The organism is Pararhodobacter sp., from assembly GCF_034676545.1.
GTDB lineage: Bacteria > Pseudomonadota > Alphaproteobacteria > Rhodobacterales > Rhodobacteraceae > Pararhodobacter.
Genome location: NZ_JAUCBZ010000015.1, coordinates 1,209,489 through 1,226,817 on the forward strand (window position 1 = coordinate 1,209,489; position 17,329 = coordinate 1,226,817).

The following is a 17,329-nucleotide window of genomic DNA, read 5'->3' on the forward strand; positions in this document are numbered from 1 at the left end:
TTGGGTGCCAATGGCGCGATTATCAGCGCTTGAGTTCCGGGCCAAGAAGGATTGCGACCATGGATAGTACCGTCAACGATATCGCCGCCGTGGTCGAGGCCGACCGCGTCCATGTTTGGCATCACCTGAGCCAGCACAAACAATATGAAACCATTGATCCCCGCGTGATCGTCGAGGGCAAGGGTTTGCGCGTCTGGGACGCCACCGGCCGCGAGACGCTGGACGCCGTTTCCGGCGGCGTGTGGACGGTCAACGTCGGTTACGGGCGCGAGAGCATCGCCAATGTCGTGCGCGATCAACTGCTGAAGATGAACTATTTCGCCGGGTCGGCAGGGTCGATCCCCGGCGCGATGTACGCGCAAAGACTGATCGAGAAAATGCCGGGCATGACGCGGGTGTATTATTCGAACTCGGGCTCCGAGGCGAATGAGAAAGCCTACAAGATGGTCCGCCAGATCGCCCATACGGTGCATGGCGGCAACAAGTGGAAAATCCTGTACCGAGAGCGCGACTATCACGGCACCACCATCGCCGCGCTGGCTTCCGGCGGGCAAGAGGAACGCCGCGCCATGTACGGCCCGTTCCCGGCAGGGTTCATCCCGGTGCCGCATTGCCTTGAATACCGCAGCCAGTGGGGCGAGGTCGCCGATTACGGCCTGCGCGCCGCGAACGCGATCGAGGAGGTCATCCTGCGCGAAGGCCCCGATTCGGTCGGCGCGATCATCCTTGAACCGGTCACCGCAGGCGGCGGCGTGATCACCCCGCCCGAAGGCTACTGGCCGCGTGTGCAGGAAATCTGCAAGAAATACGGGCTGCTGCTGATTATCGACGAGGTGGTCTGCGGTGTCGGGCGCACGGGTAAATGGTTCGGCTATCAGCAATATGACATCCAGCCCGACATCGTGACCATGGCCAAGGGCGTGGCCTCGGGCTATGCGGCGATTTCCTGCACCGTGACCACCGAAGCGGTGTTCGAGATGTTCAAATCCAACCCCGCTGACCCGCTCAACTATTTCCGCGACATTTCCACCTTTGGCGGCTGCACGGCGGGCCCGGCGGCGGCGCTGGAAAACATGCGCATCATCGAGGAAGAAGACCTGTTGACCAACACCAACGCGATGAGTGCGCGGCTGCTGGGCAATCTGAACACACTGGCCGAGAAGCACGCGGTCATCGGCCAGGTGCGCGGCAAGGGGCTGTTCGTGGGCGCGGAACTGGTGTCCGACCGCGAAAGCCGCGACCCGCTGGCCGAGAAAACCGTGGCCGCCGTAGTGGCGGGGGTGATGAAACGCGGCGTGCAGATCGGCATGACCAACCGCTCGCTGCCGGGGTTCAACAACACGCTGTGCCTGTCGCCCGCCTTGATGGTGACGGCCGACCAGATCGACCAGATGACCACCGCCATCGACGAATCGCTGGCTGAGGTCTGCGGGTAAACCCGGGATCCGACGTCAGCAGGAACAGGCGTAGGGTGTGTGCTTGCACGCACCTTCCGTCGCCGCCGCTATCAGGGTGCGTGCAAGCACACACCCTACAAGTGTCTCGTCTGCCGTCACAGACCTGCCGGCGTCAACCGTGATCGTGACGATTGCCTGGGGGACGGCATTCCCCTAGCCTCGCGTCAACACAACCAAAGGGGATCTCTCATGCGCTATGTCGTTCCGATCATTGCGGCTCTTGCCGTGACACCCGCCCTGGCCGATGAAACCGTCGTCACCTTGGAGGGCGGCGTGGTTGGCACCTTGTCGATGCCCGATGGGGACGGCCCGTTTCCCGCGGTCCTGATGCTGCATGGTTTCGGGTCCAGCCGGGATGAGGTGGGCGGCATGTACGCCACCGAGGCCTCCGCGCTGGCCGACATCGGCATCGCCTCGCTCCGGATTGATTTTCGCGGCTTCGGCCAATCGGCGGGCGATACCGGACATCACACGGTGGATCGTCAGAACGGGGATGCCGCGGTTGGACTTGCGGCCTTGATGACCACCGACGGCGTTGATGCGGCGCGAATCGGCGTTCTGGGCTTCTCGTTTGGCGGTGGCGCCGCAATCCAATTGGCGGCGGCCAATCCCGAGGCCGTGCGCTCGCTGGTGACCTGGTCCTCGGTCGCCGATTACGACGTCGATTTCCTGCAAAGCCTGGGGCAGCCGACCTTTGACCGCGCCGCGGCCAGGAGGGCATCGTCGGGCTCGATCTGGGGTGGCGCACCATCGCTTTGAAGGACACCTTCTTTGCCAGCCTGTCACAGCACGATATTCTCGCCGATCTGGCGCGCTATCCGGGGCCGTTTCTGACCATCACCGGCAGTCAGGATTATTATGCGATGTACTCTCAGCCCATGCAGGAGGCCGCCGGTGGTGAGGATGTGCAGGGATTGGTGATTGACGGCGCGGACCATATTTATCACGTCTTCGACCCGTCGTCGTCATCGGTTGCGCAGGTCATTGCGGTGACAACCCAACGCTTCGCAGACACTTTGTAACAAGGACTTGCAGCGCGCGCGCACGGGGCAGGGGGCGATCCCTGCGCGCGCCCGCGCCGATCACAATCGTTTATTTTGACGACTCTGTTTTTCGGTGTATCGTGATCGCGAGGGTCGGTTTTCGACCTCACGGGTTTCGGGGTGGAAACGGAATTCCAGCATCAGACCCGGGCAACCAGACGGGGAGATTCGAAACATGGATAAAGGCAAAGGTGGTGCGTCCAAGGGCGGCATGGACAAGCCGAAAATGGGTGACAAAGGGGCCGTGAAAAAGGGTGACTTTGAGAAAGGCGCACCCTCAAAAGGCGGCGACAAGGGCGGGATGGCCAAGGGCGGCGGCAAGAAATAAGCCCACCGCCCCCGACAACCCAGAGGATCAAGCCCGCCGCATCCTGTGGCGGGCTTTTGTTTTTTTCGCCGCCACGTCTGCGACGCGAAAAAAAGGCCGACCACAAGGGCCGGCCAGTCAGCGGTCACTGATCGGAGGGAAACGATCAGCAGGCGAAATTCTTACCAGCGTTCTGGCCCTTTTTCGGCGAATCGCTGTACCAGAAAATCTATGAAGGCGCGCACTTTGGGTTGGGTGAACCGACCCGGCGGATAGACGGCATAGATGCCCATCGTCATCTGCGGCAACTCGGGGATCACATCCTCGACCAGCCCTTGTTCCATTGCGTCGTGGTAAAGGTAGCTTGGCAAATAGGCGATGCCCATGCCCTTGATCGCGGCGTTCATCAGGGATTGCCCGTCATTGACCGTCAGCCACCCAGTGCCCCGCACCTGCCGCACCTCGCCCGAGGGCGCGGCGATTTTCCACACATTGGCGCTGGCCTGGTTCGAGAAATGCAGCAAGCGGTGTTCGTTCAGATCGTCGATCCGCATCGGGCGGCCGTGCTGCTGGAAATACTTGGGCGAGGCAATCAGGCGCTGGTTGGTTTGCGAGATCTTGCGGGCGCGCAGGCTGCTATCCTCCATCTCGCCGATGCGGATTGCCATGTCGAAGCCTTCCGAGATCAGTTCGACATAGCGGTTCTTCAACACCATGTTGACACTGATTTCCGGGAATTCTTCGAGGAATTCATCAAGCACCGGCGACAACAGGCTGACGCCGAAATCGGTGGCAACCGACATGCGCAGCACGCCCGAGGGGGCCGATTGCATCGCGGTGACGATGCTGTCGGCTTCGCCCGCGTCGTTCAGCACCCGCCGCGCCCGATCATAATAAACAAGGCCGATCTCGGTCGGGCTGACGCGCCGTGTCGTCCGGTTCAACAGCCGCGCCCCCAGCCGCGCCTCCAGCGAGGAGACATGTTTCGAGACCGCAGATTTCGAGATCCCCATCTTGCGGGCGGCATCGGTAAAGCCGCCTTGGTCAACGACCGTGGCGAAAGCTTCCATTTCAGTCAAACGGTCCATAGGGCACCTGTCACACTTCAGAACTTGATGTTTCCGTTAGACAGGGTAATTGCGGCGCGATTGGGACAGATCTGCGGTAAACCTAGGACAATTGTTCCGACCTGCGCGCCAAAGGCCGGCGTCGTGCAACAGTGTTGCAAATCTGGCGCGTGATTGTTGACGCTAAACCAGCGCCTCGATGGCGAGGATCCAGAGCGGCAAGGTCAGCGCTGCCAATAACGTGCCTTGCGCCACGACGGTGGCGCTGAGGATACGATCCGCGCCGAATCCGGACGCCAGAACATGCGCCGCCGAGGCTGTGGGCAGGGCCGCAAACATCGTCAGGATCGACAGGATCGCCGGGTCCGCGCCGAGCAACACGCATGCTGTCAGTGTCGCGGCGGGCAGCAAAAGCAGTTTGACGCCCACCAGAATGCCGCTGAACGCGTCGAACCGGCCCAGTGCGCGCCAATCCATCGTGGCCCCGACCGAGATCAGCGCAATCGGGATCGCCGCCTGGGCCAGCAATTGCAGTGGGGCCATGATCAGCACCGGCACGGGGAACCCGGACAGGCCGACGATCACGCCGCCCACCGAGGCCAGCAGGAACGGATTGAGCGCCACGCGTTTGACGGTCGCCCAAAACCCCAGATTGCCGCCCCGCGACAAGACCGAGACGGCAAAGATATTCGCCACCGGCACCGCCATGCCCGCGACGACGGCCATCATTGCGGCATCGGCGCGGGTCAGCGTGGCGACCGCGACAAACCCCATCGCCGTGTTGAACCGCCAGGCGGTTTGCCAGGCGCCGGCGAAATCCAGGAACCGCTCGGGGCCAAAGCGCCGCGCCGTGTAGCCCGCCACCAACCCCAGCGTCAGGATCGCCCAGACCGAAGGGCCGATCACCACCACCCGCGACACATCCATCGGGCGCGAGGCGGCGGCGGTGAACAACAGCGCCGGAAACAGGATCTCGAAATTCAGCTTGTCGAGGCCGGTCCAGGCGTTTTCCGACAGCCGCCCGCGCACGATCCCGCCCAGCCCCACCAACAGGAAACTGGGCACCAACCCGGCAAGGATCGGCCACAGGATCATCGCTTACAAAGACGCCGCCAGCCGTGCGCCTTGGTCGATGGCGCGCTTGGCGTCCAGTTCCGACGCCACATCCGCGCCGCCAATCACATGCACCGAGACGCCCGATCCGTCCAAAGCGTCGGCCAGATCGCGCATCGGCTCCTGACCCGCGCACAAGACGATGGTGTCAACCTCCAGCAATTGCGCGCCTTTGTCGCGGCCCAACACGATGCCCTCGGGCGTGATCGCGTCATAGGTCACGCCGCCGATCATCTTGACGTCACGCGCGGCAAGGCTGGCGCGGTAAATCCAGCCGGTGGTCTTGCCCAGCCGTTTGCCCAGCTTTTCGGCCTTGCGCTGCAACAACGTGACCTCACGCGCGGGGGCCGGGGCGTCGGGTTCGATCAACCCGCCGGGCACCTCGGACGGGTCGCCCACGCCCCATTCGCGCCGCCAGGCGTCAATGTTCAACGTCGTGCTCTCGCCTTGATGCGCGACGAATTCCGACACGTCAAAGCCGATGCCCCCCGCGCCGACCACCGCCACGCGCTTGCCAACCTTGGCCCCGCCGCGCAGCACGTCGATATAGGACAGCACATTCGCGCCATCCTGCCCCGGAATCTGCGGATCGCGCGGCACGACGCCGGTGGCAATGATCACCTCGTCAAAGCCTTTCAGCGCCTCGGGCGTGGCTTTGGTGTTCAGCTTCACGTCGATCTTCGAGCGCCCGATGCGGGTTTCAAACCACTCGACCAACCCGTGAAATTCCTCTTTGCCGGGGATCACGCGTGCCATATTGAGTTGCCCGCCCAGCCGATCATCCTTTTCAAACAACGTCACCGTGTGGCCGCGCTCATCGGCCACCATCGCCGCCATCAGACCCGCAGGCCCGGCACCGACCACCGCCACGGATTTGACCGCCGCCGCCGGGCTATACGTCAACTCGGTCTCGTAGCAGGCGCGCGGGTTGACCAGACAGGTCGAGATTTTGCCCGAGAATGTGTGATCCAGACACGCCTGATTGCAGGCGATGCAGGGCGCGATATCGGCCGCGCGCCCTTCGGCGGCCTTGTTCACGAATTCCGGGTCCGCCAGGAACGGACGCGCCATCGAGACCATATCCGCGCAGCCCTGCGCCAACAGCTTTTCGGCGGTATCGGGGTTGTTGATCCGGTTCGAGGTGATCACCGGAATGCCGACATGGCCCATCAGCTTTTTCGTCACCCAGGCAAAGCCGGCGCGCGGCACCGAGGTGGCGATGGTCGGCACCCGCGCCTCGTGCCAGCCGATGCCGGTGTTGAGGATCGTCGCACCCGCAGCCTCGATCGCGGTGGCCAGTTGCAGGATTTCGTCAAAGGTCTGCCCGTTCGGCACCAGATCGAGCAGCGAAATCCGGTAGATGATGATGAAGTCCGGCCCCACGGCCTCACGCACCCGGCGCACCACCTCGACCGCCAGGCGCATCCGGTTCTCGTAGCTGCCGCCCCAGCGATCTTCACGCTTGTTGGTGTGCAGGCTCAGGAATTGATTGAGGAAATACCCCTCGGACCCCATCACCTCGACGCCGTCATAGCCGACCTCTTGGGCACGGGACGCCGCCACAACGAAATCATTGATCTGCTTTTCAATACCCGCCTCGTCCAGGGCAATCGGTGGAAACGGCGAGATCGGCGACTTGATCGCCGAGGCGCTGACACATTCCGGCCCATAGGCATAGCGCCCCGCGTGCAGGATCTGCATGGCGATCTTGCCGCCATTGGCGTGCACTGTCTCCGTCACCTTGCGGTGGTTCGCCATGTCCTGATCGCTGAACAGGCCCGCCGCACCGGGGTAGACGCCGCCCTCTTTGCTGGGGGCCATGCCGCCCGTCACGATCAACCCGGCACCGCCCTTGGCGCGCTCGGCGTAATAGGCCGCGACCCGGTCCCAATCGCCGCGCTCCTCCAACCCGGTGTGCATCGAGCCCATCAACACGCGGTTTTTCAGCGTCGTGAAGCCCAGGTCGAGCGGGGCGAGCATTTTGGGATAGGGGCTGGACATGATGCAGGTTCCTGTTGTCTGGCGTTTGGCGCACCCTACCGGGGCCGTGATGATTGTCACCAAAAACCTTGCGTCACCGCAAGGCCGGTCCTCGACCCGGCCGATGCCGCGTGAGACAAGGCGGCATGGATTTATGGGTCATCGTCACACTTCTGGCTGCGGGCGTGCAGATCTTGCGCTTGATGCTGCAAAAGCAGCTCAAGGGGCTTGGCCTGTCCACGGGTGGCGCGACCTTTGCGCGGTTCCTGTTCGCGGCCCCGCTGGCCGTGGCCGGGATGCTGGGTCTTGTGGCGTGGCACGGGCAGGGCATCCCCGAGGTCAACGGCGCGTTCATTGCCTATGCCGTGGCCGGGGGTTTGGGGCAGATCATCGCCACGTTCTGCACCGTGGCGCTGTTTTCGGAGCGCTCGTTTGCCGTCGGCATCGCCTTTACCAAAACCGAAACCATCCAGGTCGCGCTGTTCTCGGCGCTGGTTCTGGGCGAGAGCGTCTCGGCCCCCGGCATGGCCGCCATCGTGGTCGGCACCTTGGGCGTGGTGCTGCTGTCGCGCCCGGCAACAGGCTGGCGCGCGGGCGGGTTTTTCAACCGCGCCACGGTGCTGGGCTTGGTGGCGGGGGCGCTCTATGGCTTGGCGGCGATTGGCTACCGGGGGGCGACCTTGCAAATCGACCACGCCGACCCGGCCATGCGCGCCGTCATGGCGCTGGCCTGCGCGACCACGTTTCAGGCGCTGGCCATGACCCTGTGGCTGAGTTGGCGCGAACCCGGCGAAGTTGCGCGCGTGGCCCGATCCTGGAGGGCGACGGCGCTGGTGGCCTTCATGGGGGTTCTGGGCAGCTTTGGCTGGTTCGTGGCCTTCTCGCTGCAAAACGCGGCCTATGTGCGCAGCGTCGGGCAAATTGAATTGCTGTTCTCGATCCTCATATCGGTGCTGGTCTTCCGTGAGCGTCCTCGGTTGATCGAGGTGCTGGGCATGGCGCTTCTGGCTGCCTCGATTGTGGCGATTGTCTTGATGGTCTAGGTCACTAAGCCGTGACAATGGGCCGGTGCGCTTGCCCGGCGGGGGGACAGGGGACAGGTTTGTGTGACGCCACAAAAACAGGAGCCTCCTCATGTCCACCGAGCGCATCACCTTCACCGGCCATGACGGCAACACGCTGGCCGCGCGACTCGATCTGCCCGAGGGCACGCCTCTGGGCACCGCGTTGTTCGCGCATTGTTTTACCTGTGGCAAAGACATCCACGCGGCCCGGCGCATCGCAGGGCGTCTGGCAGCGACGGGGATTGCCGTGCTGCGGTTTGATTTTACCGGGCTGGGGCATTCCGACGGTGAGTTCGAGAACACGTCCTTTACCTCGAACGTGGCCGACCTGACAGCAGCCGCGCAATACCTGACGGATCGCGACATGGCGCCCGGCCTGTTGATCGGGCATTCGCTGGGCGGTGCGGCGGTGCTGGCGGCGGCGCAGACCATGCCCAGCGTCAAGGCGGTGGTGACCATTACCGCGCCCTTTGACCCGGACCATGTGACCCGCAATTTCGCCGATGCCCTGCCCGAAATCCGCGCCAAAGGCTCTGCCGAGGTCAGCCTTGGCGGGCGGCCATTCCGGATATCCCGCGAATTTCTTGCCGATGTGGAGGCGGAAAAACTGGCCCCCGCCATCGCCGGGCTGCGCCGCGCCTTGCTGGTGATGCACGCCCCGCGCGACATGGTTGTGGGGATCGAAAACGCCACGCAGATTTTCATCGCCGCCAAACACCCGAAAAGCTTTGTCACGCTCGATGACGCCGATCATCTGATCACCCGCCCCGAGGATGCCGAATATGCCGCCGGGGTGATTGCCGCCTGGGCGACGCGCTATCTTGATATTCAAGAACCCGCGCCCCCGCCCGGCGCCCCCGAAGGCATCATTCGCGTGACCGAGGCCGACCCGAATGGCTTCTTGCAAGACGTGATGCACGGCCCCTCGCATCACATGCTTGCCGATGAACCGCTGGCCTTTGGCGGCACCAATCAGGGCATGTCGCCCTATGGGTTTCTGGCGGCGGGGCTGGGGGCCTGCACCTCGATGACCATCCGCATGTATGCGCGGCGCAAGAAATGGCCGTTGGAGGGTGTGAGCGTGGACGTCAGCCACGACAAGGTGCACGCGCAGGATGCCGATGACGACGGCGCCGCGCCGCGCAAGATCGACAGCTTTCACCGCAAGATCACGCTGCAAGGGGATTTGACCGACGAGCAGCGGCAAAGACTGCTGGAAATCGCCGATCGTTGCCCGGTGCACCGCACCCTGGAAAGCACCTCGCAGATCTTGACCGATTTGGTCGCCGTCGCGTAACCCTGAGCCCTGCGGCAGACACCGCCGGCACGCAAGGGGCACGATGGCAGCGACACAAACAAGACCCGCGCAAAGGCTGGCCGGGCTGGATCTTGCGCGGTATCTTGCCTTCGTCGGCATGGTGATCGTCAACTTCAAGATCGCGATGGGGGCCGAGGGCGGCACCGGGTTGCTGTCCTGGCTCACCGGGCTGCTTGAGGGGCGCGCCGCCGCCACCTTTGTGGTGCTGGCGGGCGTCGGACTGGGGCTTTCCGCGCAGCACGAGGTGTTTTCGCAAACCTTTGGCGTGACGCTCAAACGCGCCGTGTTCCTGCTGGCGCTGGGTCTTGCCAATATGCTGATCTTTGACGCCGACATCCTGCATTATTATGCCTTCTACTTCCTGTTCGCCGCGCTCCTGCTGCCATTGACCCGCCGCGCGCTTGCGGGCGTCATCGTGGCCCTCAACATCGCGGCGGTGGTGATGATCTTGACGCTGAATTACGACGTCGGCTGGGATTGGGAGGCGTATTCCTATGCCGATTTCTGGACGCCCCAAGGCTTTGTGCGCAACCTCGTGTTCAACGGCTGGCACCCGATTGTGCCGTGGCTGGGGTTCATGCTGTTCGGCATCATCCTCAGCCGCCAGGCGCTGGGCGAGGGCGCGATTCAACGGCGGCTGCTGCTGGGCGGCGGCTTGGCGATGGCCGCCGCCTGGGGCCTGTCGATGGTGCTGACGCCCATCGCCACCGCGATTGATCCCGAACTCGCGGCCCTTGTGACAACATCACCGGTTCCGCCAATGCCGCTCTATACCTTGGCCGGGTCGGGCGCGGCCAGCCTGACGATAGGGGCCTGTCTGTTGCTCAGTGACGCCGCGGCGCGCTGGGGCGTGCTGCGGGTCATCACCCCCGCCGGGCGGCAAACCCTGACGCTTTACATCGCGCAGATCCTGCTCGGCATGGGCACGCTCGAGGCTTTGGGGCGGCTCGGCGGGCAATCCGTCGGTCAAGCCGTCACAGCCGCTCTCCTCTTCTGTGCCTTGGCGACGGGCTATGCGTGGCTCTGGTCCCGTCGCTTCAAACGCGGCCCGATCGAGGCCGTGATGCGGGCGCTGGCCGGTTAGCCGCCTTCCACATTTGCACCGCGCATCCGCGAGACAAAGCTGCGCAGCGTCGCCAACCCGCTGTCGCTGTCCAACGGATGCTCACGCGCTGACAACACGGACAAGGTCACAATACGGCCCGCGATGGGCAAGACGGCCCGCCAATAACTGGGGTCAAAACTTTCAGGGTTGCCATGATCCTCGATCAACAGCCAGATCGCGTTGTTGGCGTAGGTGGATTCGACGACCGTGACCTCGCTTGGGTCGCCCGAACGGCTGAGTTGCGCGCGCCCGGCTGGGGTTGACAGAAACCCCGCCAGCCGCCGCAACGCGCCCGGATCGTTGCTGGTGGGTGCGGTCAGCCCGGTGACCGTGGCGCTGAGCACCGGGGCAGGGCGCAACGTGCCACGACAGCGCACCAAAAGCACGAAGGCTTCAATATCGGATTCCCGCGTGGCTTCGGTATCGACGCAATAGCCGATGGGGCCAACCACCGTGACCGAGCGATCCAGCAAGACCACTTCGGTCGGGCCCGCGGCGGGCTGCAAGCCGCGGCTGGCCGCTTCGGTCAGGGGTTCGGTCTCGAAACAGGCGGCCAACCCCAGCCCGACGAGACACAACCACGCGCCCGTTCGTACCTTGCACAGGATCGTCATCCCGTCCCCTCACCATGCACTGCCCGTTCAACCCGGCACCCGGCGGCGCTGAATGGCTGACAAAAACGGGGGATGAGGGGCATCGCTAAGTCCTTTGTCGCGTTCCCCTGTCAGGGGCGCCCCTTAGGAATAGTGCCTGACAGCCTTTGGAGCAAGCCGCCAAAACGGCAAACTTGCCGCAGGCACAGAGGGTTGCATGACGCGACGCCGGGTCATAGCTGCAAGATCAAGAAATTGATGGAGCGCACCCATGCTGGATATTCTTGACCGAATTCCCCTGAATATCGTGCTGATAGCCGCTTTGGCTTTGGGCTTGGCGCCGTTTTTTCCGGAACCTCATCTGTGGGAAAAGCTCAAGATGCTGGCGGCGGGAACGTTGCGGCAGCCGGTCGATATCCTTGACCTGCTGATGCATGGCGCGCCCGTGGTGCTTCTGGCCGCGAAACTGCTGCGCATGGCTGTCACGCGGGGTTAAGGGGGGCGGCTCCTTGGCTGGCGGGTTTTCCATCGACAACCGACGCGGTCCGCGCTATCGCTGCCGCATGAACCCAATGGTTTCGCCCCTCTTGACCCGCCGACTCCGACGCCAAAACGTCTGAGCGTTTCGGCCTGTCCGTCAGGCACCCCCCACCCTCTCTTTCTGATCTTACATTGACTTGGCCCTCTGGCTTCGGCACGAATGGGCCTTCGCTTTCCAAGGGGACTTCCCATGATTTCGTCTGTTCTGCCCACCTACGCGCGCGCGCCACTGTCCTTTGTCTCGGGCGAAGGCTCCTGGTTGACCGAAGCCGACGGCCGCCGGTTTCTGGATCTGGGCGCAGGCATCGCGGTGAACGCGCTGGGCCACGCGCATCCGGCGCTGGTCGAAACCCTGACCCAGCAAGCGCAAAAACTCTGGCATGTGTCGAACCTCTACCAGATCCCGCAGCAGCAGGCGCTGGCCGATGCGCTGGTCGACAAGACCTTTGCCGATACCGTGTTTTTCACCAACTCGGGCACCGAGGCGGCGGAACTGGCGATCAAGATGGCGCGCAAATACTGGTACGACAAAGGCACGCCGCGCACGACTATCCTGACCTTCGAGGGCTCGTTTCATGGGCGCTCCACAGGGGCGATCGCAGCGTCGGGCTCCGAGAAAATGACCAAGGGCTACGGCCCCCTGATGCCGGGCTTCACATCGCTGCCCTGGGGCGACCAAGAGGCGCTGAACGCGGCGCTGGATGACACCGTCGCCGCCGTCATGCTTGAACCGATCCAGGGCGAAGGCGGCATCCGGCCGATGCCCGAGGCAGACCTGAGAGCTTTGCGCGAGGCCTGCAACAAGACCGGCGCGCTGTTGATCCTCGACGAGGTGCAATGCGGCATGGGGCGCAGCGGCAAACTGTTCGCGCATGAATGGGCCGGGATCACCCCCGATATCATGATGGTCGCCAAGGGCATCGGCGGCGGCTTCCCGCTGGGCGCGGTGCTGGCCACGGAAAATGCGGCCTCGGGCATGGTCGTGGGCACGCATGGATCAACCTATGGCGGCAATCCGCTGGGCTGCGCCGTCGGCCTCAAGGTCACCGAGATCGTGTCGGACCCGGCATTCCTGGCCGAGGTCAGCCGCAAATCCGGCCTGCTGCGGCAAAAGCTGGAAGGGCTGATCGCCGCGCATCCCGACACATTCGAGGCCGTGCGCGGCACCGGCCTGATCCTGGGGATCAAATGCCGCAAGCCAAACACCGACCTTGTCGTCGCGGCCCGAAACGTCGGGGTGCTGGTGGTGCCCGCCGCCGACAACGTGCTGCGCTTGCTGCCCGCGTTGAATATCCCCGATGAGGATATCGCCGAGGCGGTCACCCGACTGGACAAGGCCGCCACGGCACTCGAAGCCTCCTGACCCCGTCTTTGTTCTTCAAATATCCTGGGGGTGAGGCGCACCGCGCCGAGGGGGCAAAGCCCCCTTTCCCCCGCCTTCCGAAAGACGCCGCGATGAACCATTTTCTCGACATCCATACCACCGACGCCGCCGATCTGCGGCACATGATCGACCTCGCAGCCACCATGAAATCCGCCCGCAACGGCCGTCCCAAGGGGACTCTGGATGACGCGCAACCCTTGGCGGGCCGCGTGGTCGCGCTGATTTTCGAGAAACCCTCGACCCGCACGCGGGTGTCGTTCGACGTGGGCGTTCGGCAAATGGGCGGGCAGACGATGGTCCTGTCGGGCTCGGAAATGCAACTGGGCCACGGCGAGACGATTGCCGATACCGCGCGGGTCCTGTCGCGCTATGTCGATCTGATCATGATCCGCACCTTCGAGGAAACCGTGCTGCAAGAACTGGCCGAATACGCCAGCGTGCCGGTGATCAACGGGCTGACCAACCGCACACACCCGTGCCAGATCATGGCCGATATCCTGACCTATGAAGAACACCGCGGCCCGATCAAGGGCAAGAAAGTGGTCTGGGCGGGCGACGGCAACAATGTCTGCGCCTCGCTGCTGCAAGCCGCCGGGCAGTTCGGATTCGATTTCACCTTCACCGGCCCGCCGACACTGGACCCAGACGCCGAATTCATGCGCTTTGCGCAAGAGAAGGGCAGCAAGGTCGAGATCGAACGCGATCCAATCAAGGCGGTCGCAGGCGCGGATCTGATCGTGGCGGATACCTGGGTGTCGATGCATGACAGCCAATCCACCAAGGAGCGCCGTCACAACCAATTGCGGCCCTATCAGGTGAATGAGACCCTGATGGCCGCCGCCAAGCCGGACGCTTTGTTCATGCATTGCCTGCCCGCACATCGCGAGGACGAGGTGACGAGCGCCGTCATGGACGGCCCGCAATCGGTGATCTGGGACGAGGCCGAGAACCGTTTGCACGCGCAAAAGGCCGTGATGCGCTGGTGTCTGGGGCTTTGATCCCGAGCTGGGTTGGGGGGGGCGGGCCTCGGACCCATCGAGGGTCCTCGGCCCGCGCGGGTTTCCACCCGCACCCGACCAAGGGGACGCACGCGCCCCCTTGGGACCCCCGTGGATATTTGAAGAACAAAGAGAGGATCTAAGGTTTTGAGCAATTCCTTGTTGAGTGACTGGACCGGACCGTTTGCCCTGCCGCCGTTTGCGCAGATTTCGGGATGAGGATTTCGCGCCAGCGTTTGACGCGGGTTTGGCGCAGGGCCGGGCATGTGTCGCTGCGATTGCCGCGGAGTCCGAGCCGCCGAGTTTTGCCAACACGATCGAGGCGTTGGAGCGGGCGGATCGCATGCTCGATAAGGTTGCCGGGGTTTTCTATAATCTTGCCGGGGCGGATTCGAACCCGGCGCGCGAGGCGTTGAGCCGGGATCTGGCGCCGAAACTCTCGGCCTATGCGTCGGAGGTGACGTCGAACACGGCGCTGTTCGCGCGGATCGAGGATCTTTGGGCGCGTCGCGACAGTTTGGGCCTGACGCCCGAGCAGGACCGGGTGTTGATGCTCTATCGGCGGATGTTCGTGCGTGCGGGTGCGGCACTGGACAGGGACGCGTCGGACCGCATGGCGGCCGTCAAGTCGCGGTTGGCCAGTCTTGGCACGCAGTTCACGCAGAACCTTCTGGCCGATGAGCGCGACTGGTTCATGCCGCTCGACGATCTGGCGGGTCTGCCCGAGTTTGTGTTCGACACCGCCGCCGCCGCCGCGCAGGAGCGTGGGTTGGAGGGGCATGTGGTGACGTTGAACCGGTCGCTGATCGTGCCGTTCTTGCAGTACTCCACCCGCCGCGATCTGCGCGAAAAGGCCTATGAGGCCTGGGGCGCGCGTGGGGCGAGGGGGGGGCGAGACCGATAACCGGGCTTTGGCGGCGGAAACGCTGGCTTTGCGGCACGAGCGGGCGACCTTGCTGGGTTATGAGAATTTCGCGGCCTACAAGTTGGAAACCGAAATGGCCCGGACGCCGCAGGCGGTGCGCGATCTGTTGATGCGGGTCTGGCAGCCCGCCCGCGCCCGCGCCTTGGCGGATGCCGAGGCGATGGAGGCGCTGCTGCATGCCGATGGCGAAAGCGGTCCGTTGCAACCGTGGGACTGGCGGTTCTATTCGGAAAAGCGCCGTCAGGCCCTGCATGAGTTCGACGAGGCGGCGTTAAAGCCTTATTTATCCTTGGAGGCGATGATTGCCGCAGCCTTTGATGTGGCGCATCGTCTGTTCGGCCTGTCCTTCACGCCGCTGGCGGTGCCGCTTTATCACCCGGATGCCCGCGCGTGGGAGGTGACGCGTGACGGCAAGCATGTCGCCGTGTTCATTGGCGATTACTTTGCGCGTCCGTCGAAACGCTCGGGCGCGTGGATGTCGAATTTCCGCGGTCAGCACAGGCTGGACACCGATCAGCGCCCGGTGGTGGTCAATGTGTGCAATTTTGCCAAGGGCAACCCCGCGCTGCTGTCGTGGGATGATGCGCGCACGCTGTTCCATGAGTTCGGCCACGCCCTGCACGGGATGCTCAGCGATGTGACCTATGGGTTTATCTCGGGCACCTCGGTGGCGCGCGATTTCGTCGAACTGCCAAGCCAGCTTTATGAGCATTGGCTGGAGGTGCCCGAGGTGATCGAGGCCCACGCGCGCCACTGGAAAACCGGCGAGGCGATGCCCGAGGCGCTGCGTGAAAAGCTGAAAACGGCGGCGACCTGGGATCAGGGGTTTGCGACGGTGGAATTTGTCGCCTCGGCTCTGGTCGATCTGGAGTTCCACGATGGCGCCCCGCCCGCCGACCCGATGCAAAAGCAGGCCGAAGTGCTGGAAACGCTTGGCATGCCATCGGCGATCCGCATGCGCCACGCCACGCCGCATTTCGCGCATATCTTCTCGGGGGATGGATATTCCAGCGGCTACTATAGCTACATGTGGTCCGAAGTGATGGATGCCGATGCCTTCGAGGCCTTTGAGGAGGTCGGTGACCCGTTTGACCCTGGTTTGGCCAGAAAGCTCGAAAAATTCATCTTGTCGGCGGGCGGATCAGGCGAGGCCGAGGTGCTCTATACCGCGTTCCGGGGGCAAATGCCGGGCGTCGAGGCGCTGCTGAAGGGGCGCGGGTTGCTGGAGGCGTGAACCGCCGTCGGGGCAGCACCACGGACGGTGAACCCGAAAACTGTGCATGATGGCGCAGAGGTTGCCCGGCGGCAGGGTCTTGGACAGTGCTGCCGAGCCGCAGGGCGTCTCTCACCCGATGGCCGATTGCGGCCTATTGTGCCTCAACCGGGTTGCGGCCTCCTGCGCCACAACCGGGTTGCGCCGGGCGCGCGCATTCTTGGCGCGGGTCGCGCGGCTGCCTGAAACGGCCTTACCCCGTCTCAGCCCTTGCGCTTGCGGCCGGATCCCGGTCCGACCGGGTCAAGATGAATGATCACCTCGGCACCGGTGATTTCAGCTTCCAGGCGGTGCTCCAGATCATCGGCAATGGCGTGCGCGCTGTTCAGGGTTTGATCGCCACGAAGCTCGAGGTGCAGCGAGACAAACGTCCGGCTGCCGGCGGTCCGGGTTTTCAGATCGTGGAACCCTTCGGTTCCGGGCCAATTGGTGGCAATGTCGCGGATCCGTGCCAGAACCTCGGGCTTGGCGGCATGATCCATCAGCGCATCCCACGCCCCGCGGCCGATCCGCAGACCGCTGATTGCCATCCAGACCGCGGCAATCAACGCCACGCCTGAAATCGACCTGCTGCCAACCCCAACGCGAGGAGGTGATCAGCGCGATCAGCACGCCCAATGTTGGCAGCAGGTCGCCCAGATAATGCAGCAAATCAGCGGCGACCACGCGATTCCCGGTGCGGCGCGCGACATGGCGTTGCCATAAAATGAGCGCGCCGGTCAGCAAAACCGAGACGACCATCACCACGACCCCCGCCGATTCGGCGCGAATTGGGGTGGGTTGCGGATGGATCAGACGGAGCCCGGCCAGGCCGCCGATCACCGCGGCAGACATCAGGACAAGGGTCGATTGCAGCAAAGCCGCCAGATCCTCGGCCGAGGTATGGCCAAAGGCATGGTCGTCGTCGGCGGGGCGCGTGGCATAGGCAATTGCCGCCAAAGCGCCGACAGAAACCATAAGATCCAAGGCGTTATCCGCCAGAGACGCGGCGATGCTCAAGGCTCCGGTCTGCACCAGGGCCCAGAGTTTCAACGCCACCAACACGACGGCGACCCCGACCGAGGCGACGCCGGCAGAAAGGTTGAGCGCTTTGAAATTGTGGGGCATGGAAACGCCTTTGAGTGAATCGCAACGCAGCGCGCCGCCGCTCGATACTGCGCCA

The 17,329-nt window shown here is 63.9% G+C and carries 15 protein-coding genes and 2 pseudogenes; 11 read left to right on the forward strand and 6 right to left on the reverse strand.

Annotated elements, in window-relative coordinates; translation table 11 throughout:
* The first annotated feature begins 59 nt into the window (after positions 1 to 59).
* From VDQ28_RS09350 to VDQ28_RS09365, 4 genes are all read left to right on the forward strand, one after another.
* A complete protein-coding gene (locus VDQ28_RS09350) occupies positions 60 to 1,436 on the forward strand; it encodes an aspartate aminotransferase family protein (protein WP_323035687.1) in 1,377 nt (458 codons plus the stop codon).
* A 210-nt stretch (positions 1,437 to 1,646) separates the two neighbouring features.
* The gene (locus VDQ28_RS09355; RefSeq protein WP_323035688.1) at positions 1,647 to 2,216 is read left to right on the forward strand and encodes an alpha/beta hydrolase family protein; all 570 of its coding nucleotides are present in this window, start codon (positions 1,647 to 1,649) and stop codon (positions 2,214 to 2,216) included.
* Complete coding sequence (locus VDQ28_RS09360; protein WP_323035689.1) at positions 2,213 to 2,479, forward strand: hypothetical protein; 267 nt, start codon at positions 2,213 to 2,215, stop codon at positions 2,477 to 2,479. The genes VDQ28_RS09355 and VDQ28_RS09360 overlap by 4 nt, the downstream gene beginning before the upstream one ends.
* Before the next feature lie 196 nt (positions 2,480 to 2,675).
* The gene (locus VDQ28_RS09365) at positions 2,676 to 2,828 is read left to right on the forward strand and encodes a hypothetical protein (protein ID WP_323035690.1); all 153 of its coding nucleotides are present in this window, start codon (positions 2,676 to 2,678) and stop codon (positions 2,826 to 2,828) included.
* 161 nt (positions 2,829 to 2,989) lie between these two features.
* Here the strand turns inward: VDQ28_RS09365 and VDQ28_RS09370 are convergent, their stop codons facing one another.
* The 3 genes from VDQ28_RS09370 to VDQ28_RS09380 form a co-directional block, all read right to left on the reverse strand.
* Positions 2,990 to 3,895 carry a LysR family transcriptional regulator gene (locus tag VDQ28_RS09370; RefSeq protein WP_323035691.1) on the reverse strand — a complete coding sequence of 302 codons (906 nt, stop codon included), beginning with the start codon at positions 3,893 to 3,895 and terminating at the stop codon, positions 2,990 to 2,992.
* A gap of 162 nt (positions 3,896 to 4,057) precedes the next feature.
* Positions 4,058 to 4,969, reverse strand: coding sequence for an AEC family transporter (locus VDQ28_RS09375; protein WP_323035692.1), 912 nt, complete (start codon positions 4,967 to 4,969; stop codon positions 4,058 to 4,060).
* A 3-nt stretch (positions 4,970 to 4,972) separates the two neighbouring features.
* On the reverse strand, positions 4,973 to 6,988 hold the full coding sequence (locus tag VDQ28_RS09380) for an NADPH-dependent 2,4-dienoyl-CoA reductase (RefSeq protein WP_323035693.1): 2,016 nt from the start codon (positions 6,986 to 6,988) through the stop codon (positions 4,973 to 4,975).
* A 125-nt stretch (positions 6,989 to 7,113) separates the two neighbouring features.
* On the opposite strand from VDQ28_RS09380, the gene VDQ28_RS09385 reads away from it, so the two are divergent.
* From VDQ28_RS09385 to VDQ28_RS09395, 3 genes are all read left to right on the forward strand, one after another.
* Positions 7,114 to 8,010, forward strand: coding sequence for a DMT family transporter (locus tag VDQ28_RS09385; protein ID WP_323035694.1), 897 nt, complete (start codon positions 7,114 to 7,116; stop codon positions 8,008 to 8,010).
* Positions 8,011 to 8,101: 91 nt separating this feature from the next.
* The gene (locus VDQ28_RS09390) at positions 8,102 to 9,328 is read left to right on the forward strand and encodes a bifunctional alpha/beta hydrolase/OsmC family protein (RefSeq protein WP_323035695.1); all 1,227 of its coding nucleotides are present in this window, start codon (positions 8,102 to 8,104) and stop codon (positions 9,326 to 9,328) included.
* Positions 9,329 to 9,371: 43 nt separating this feature from the next.
* A complete protein-coding gene (locus VDQ28_RS09395; RefSeq protein ID WP_323035696.1) occupies positions 9,372 to 10,433 on the forward strand; it encodes a DUF418 domain-containing protein in 1,062 nt (353 codons plus the stop codon).
* Here VDQ28_RS09395 and VDQ28_RS09400 read toward each other — a convergent pair.
* Positions 10,430 to 11,068, reverse strand: a complete 639-nt coding sequence (locus VDQ28_RS09400; protein ID WP_323035697.1) for a hypothetical protein — start codon at positions 11,066 to 11,068, stop codon at positions 10,430 to 10,432. The genes VDQ28_RS09395 and VDQ28_RS09400 overlap by 4 nt on opposite strands.
* Before the next feature lie 250 nt (positions 11,069 to 11,318).
* On the opposite strand from VDQ28_RS09400, the gene VDQ28_RS09405 reads away from it, so the two are divergent.
* The 4 genes and pseudogenes from VDQ28_RS09405 (at position 11,319) to VDQ28_RS09420 (ending at position 16,128) form a co-directional block, all read left to right on the forward strand.
* A complete protein-coding gene (locus VDQ28_RS09405) occupies positions 11,319 to 11,543 on the forward strand; it encodes an RND transporter (RefSeq protein WP_323035698.1) in 225 nt (74 codons plus the stop codon).
* A 234-nt stretch (positions 11,544 to 11,777) separates the two neighbouring features.
* Positions 11,778 to 12,950 (forward strand): aspartate aminotransferase family protein, encoded by a 1,173-nt coding sequence (locus VDQ28_RS09410; protein ID WP_323035699.1) that lies wholly within the window; start codon positions 11,778 to 11,780, stop codon positions 12,948 to 12,950.
* A gap of 92 nt (positions 12,951 to 13,042) precedes the next feature.
* On the forward strand, positions 13,043 to 13,969 hold the full coding sequence (argF, locus tag VDQ28_RS09415; RefSeq protein ID WP_323035700.1) for an ornithine carbamoyltransferase: 927 nt from the start codon (positions 13,043 to 13,045) through the stop codon (positions 13,967 to 13,969).
* Positions 13,970 to 14,116: 147 nt separating this feature from the next.
* Positions 14,117 to 16,128 (forward strand): annotated as a pseudogene (locus VDQ28_RS09420) (M3 family metallopeptidase).
* Between the two features lie 242 nt (positions 16,129 to 16,370).
* Here VDQ28_RS09420 and VDQ28_RS09425 read toward each other — a convergent pair.
* Entirely contained in the window at positions 16,371 to 16,721 is a 351-nt protein-coding gene (locus VDQ28_RS09425; RefSeq protein ID WP_323035701.1) for a cation diffusion facilitator family transporter, read from the reverse strand.
* Positions 16,722 to 16,788: 67 nt separating this feature from the next.
* A pseudogene (locus VDQ28_RS09430) lies at positions 16,789 to 17,274 on the reverse strand (cation diffusion facilitator family transporter); the annotation flags it as partial.
* Positions 17,275 to 17,329: the final 55 nt, after the last annotated feature.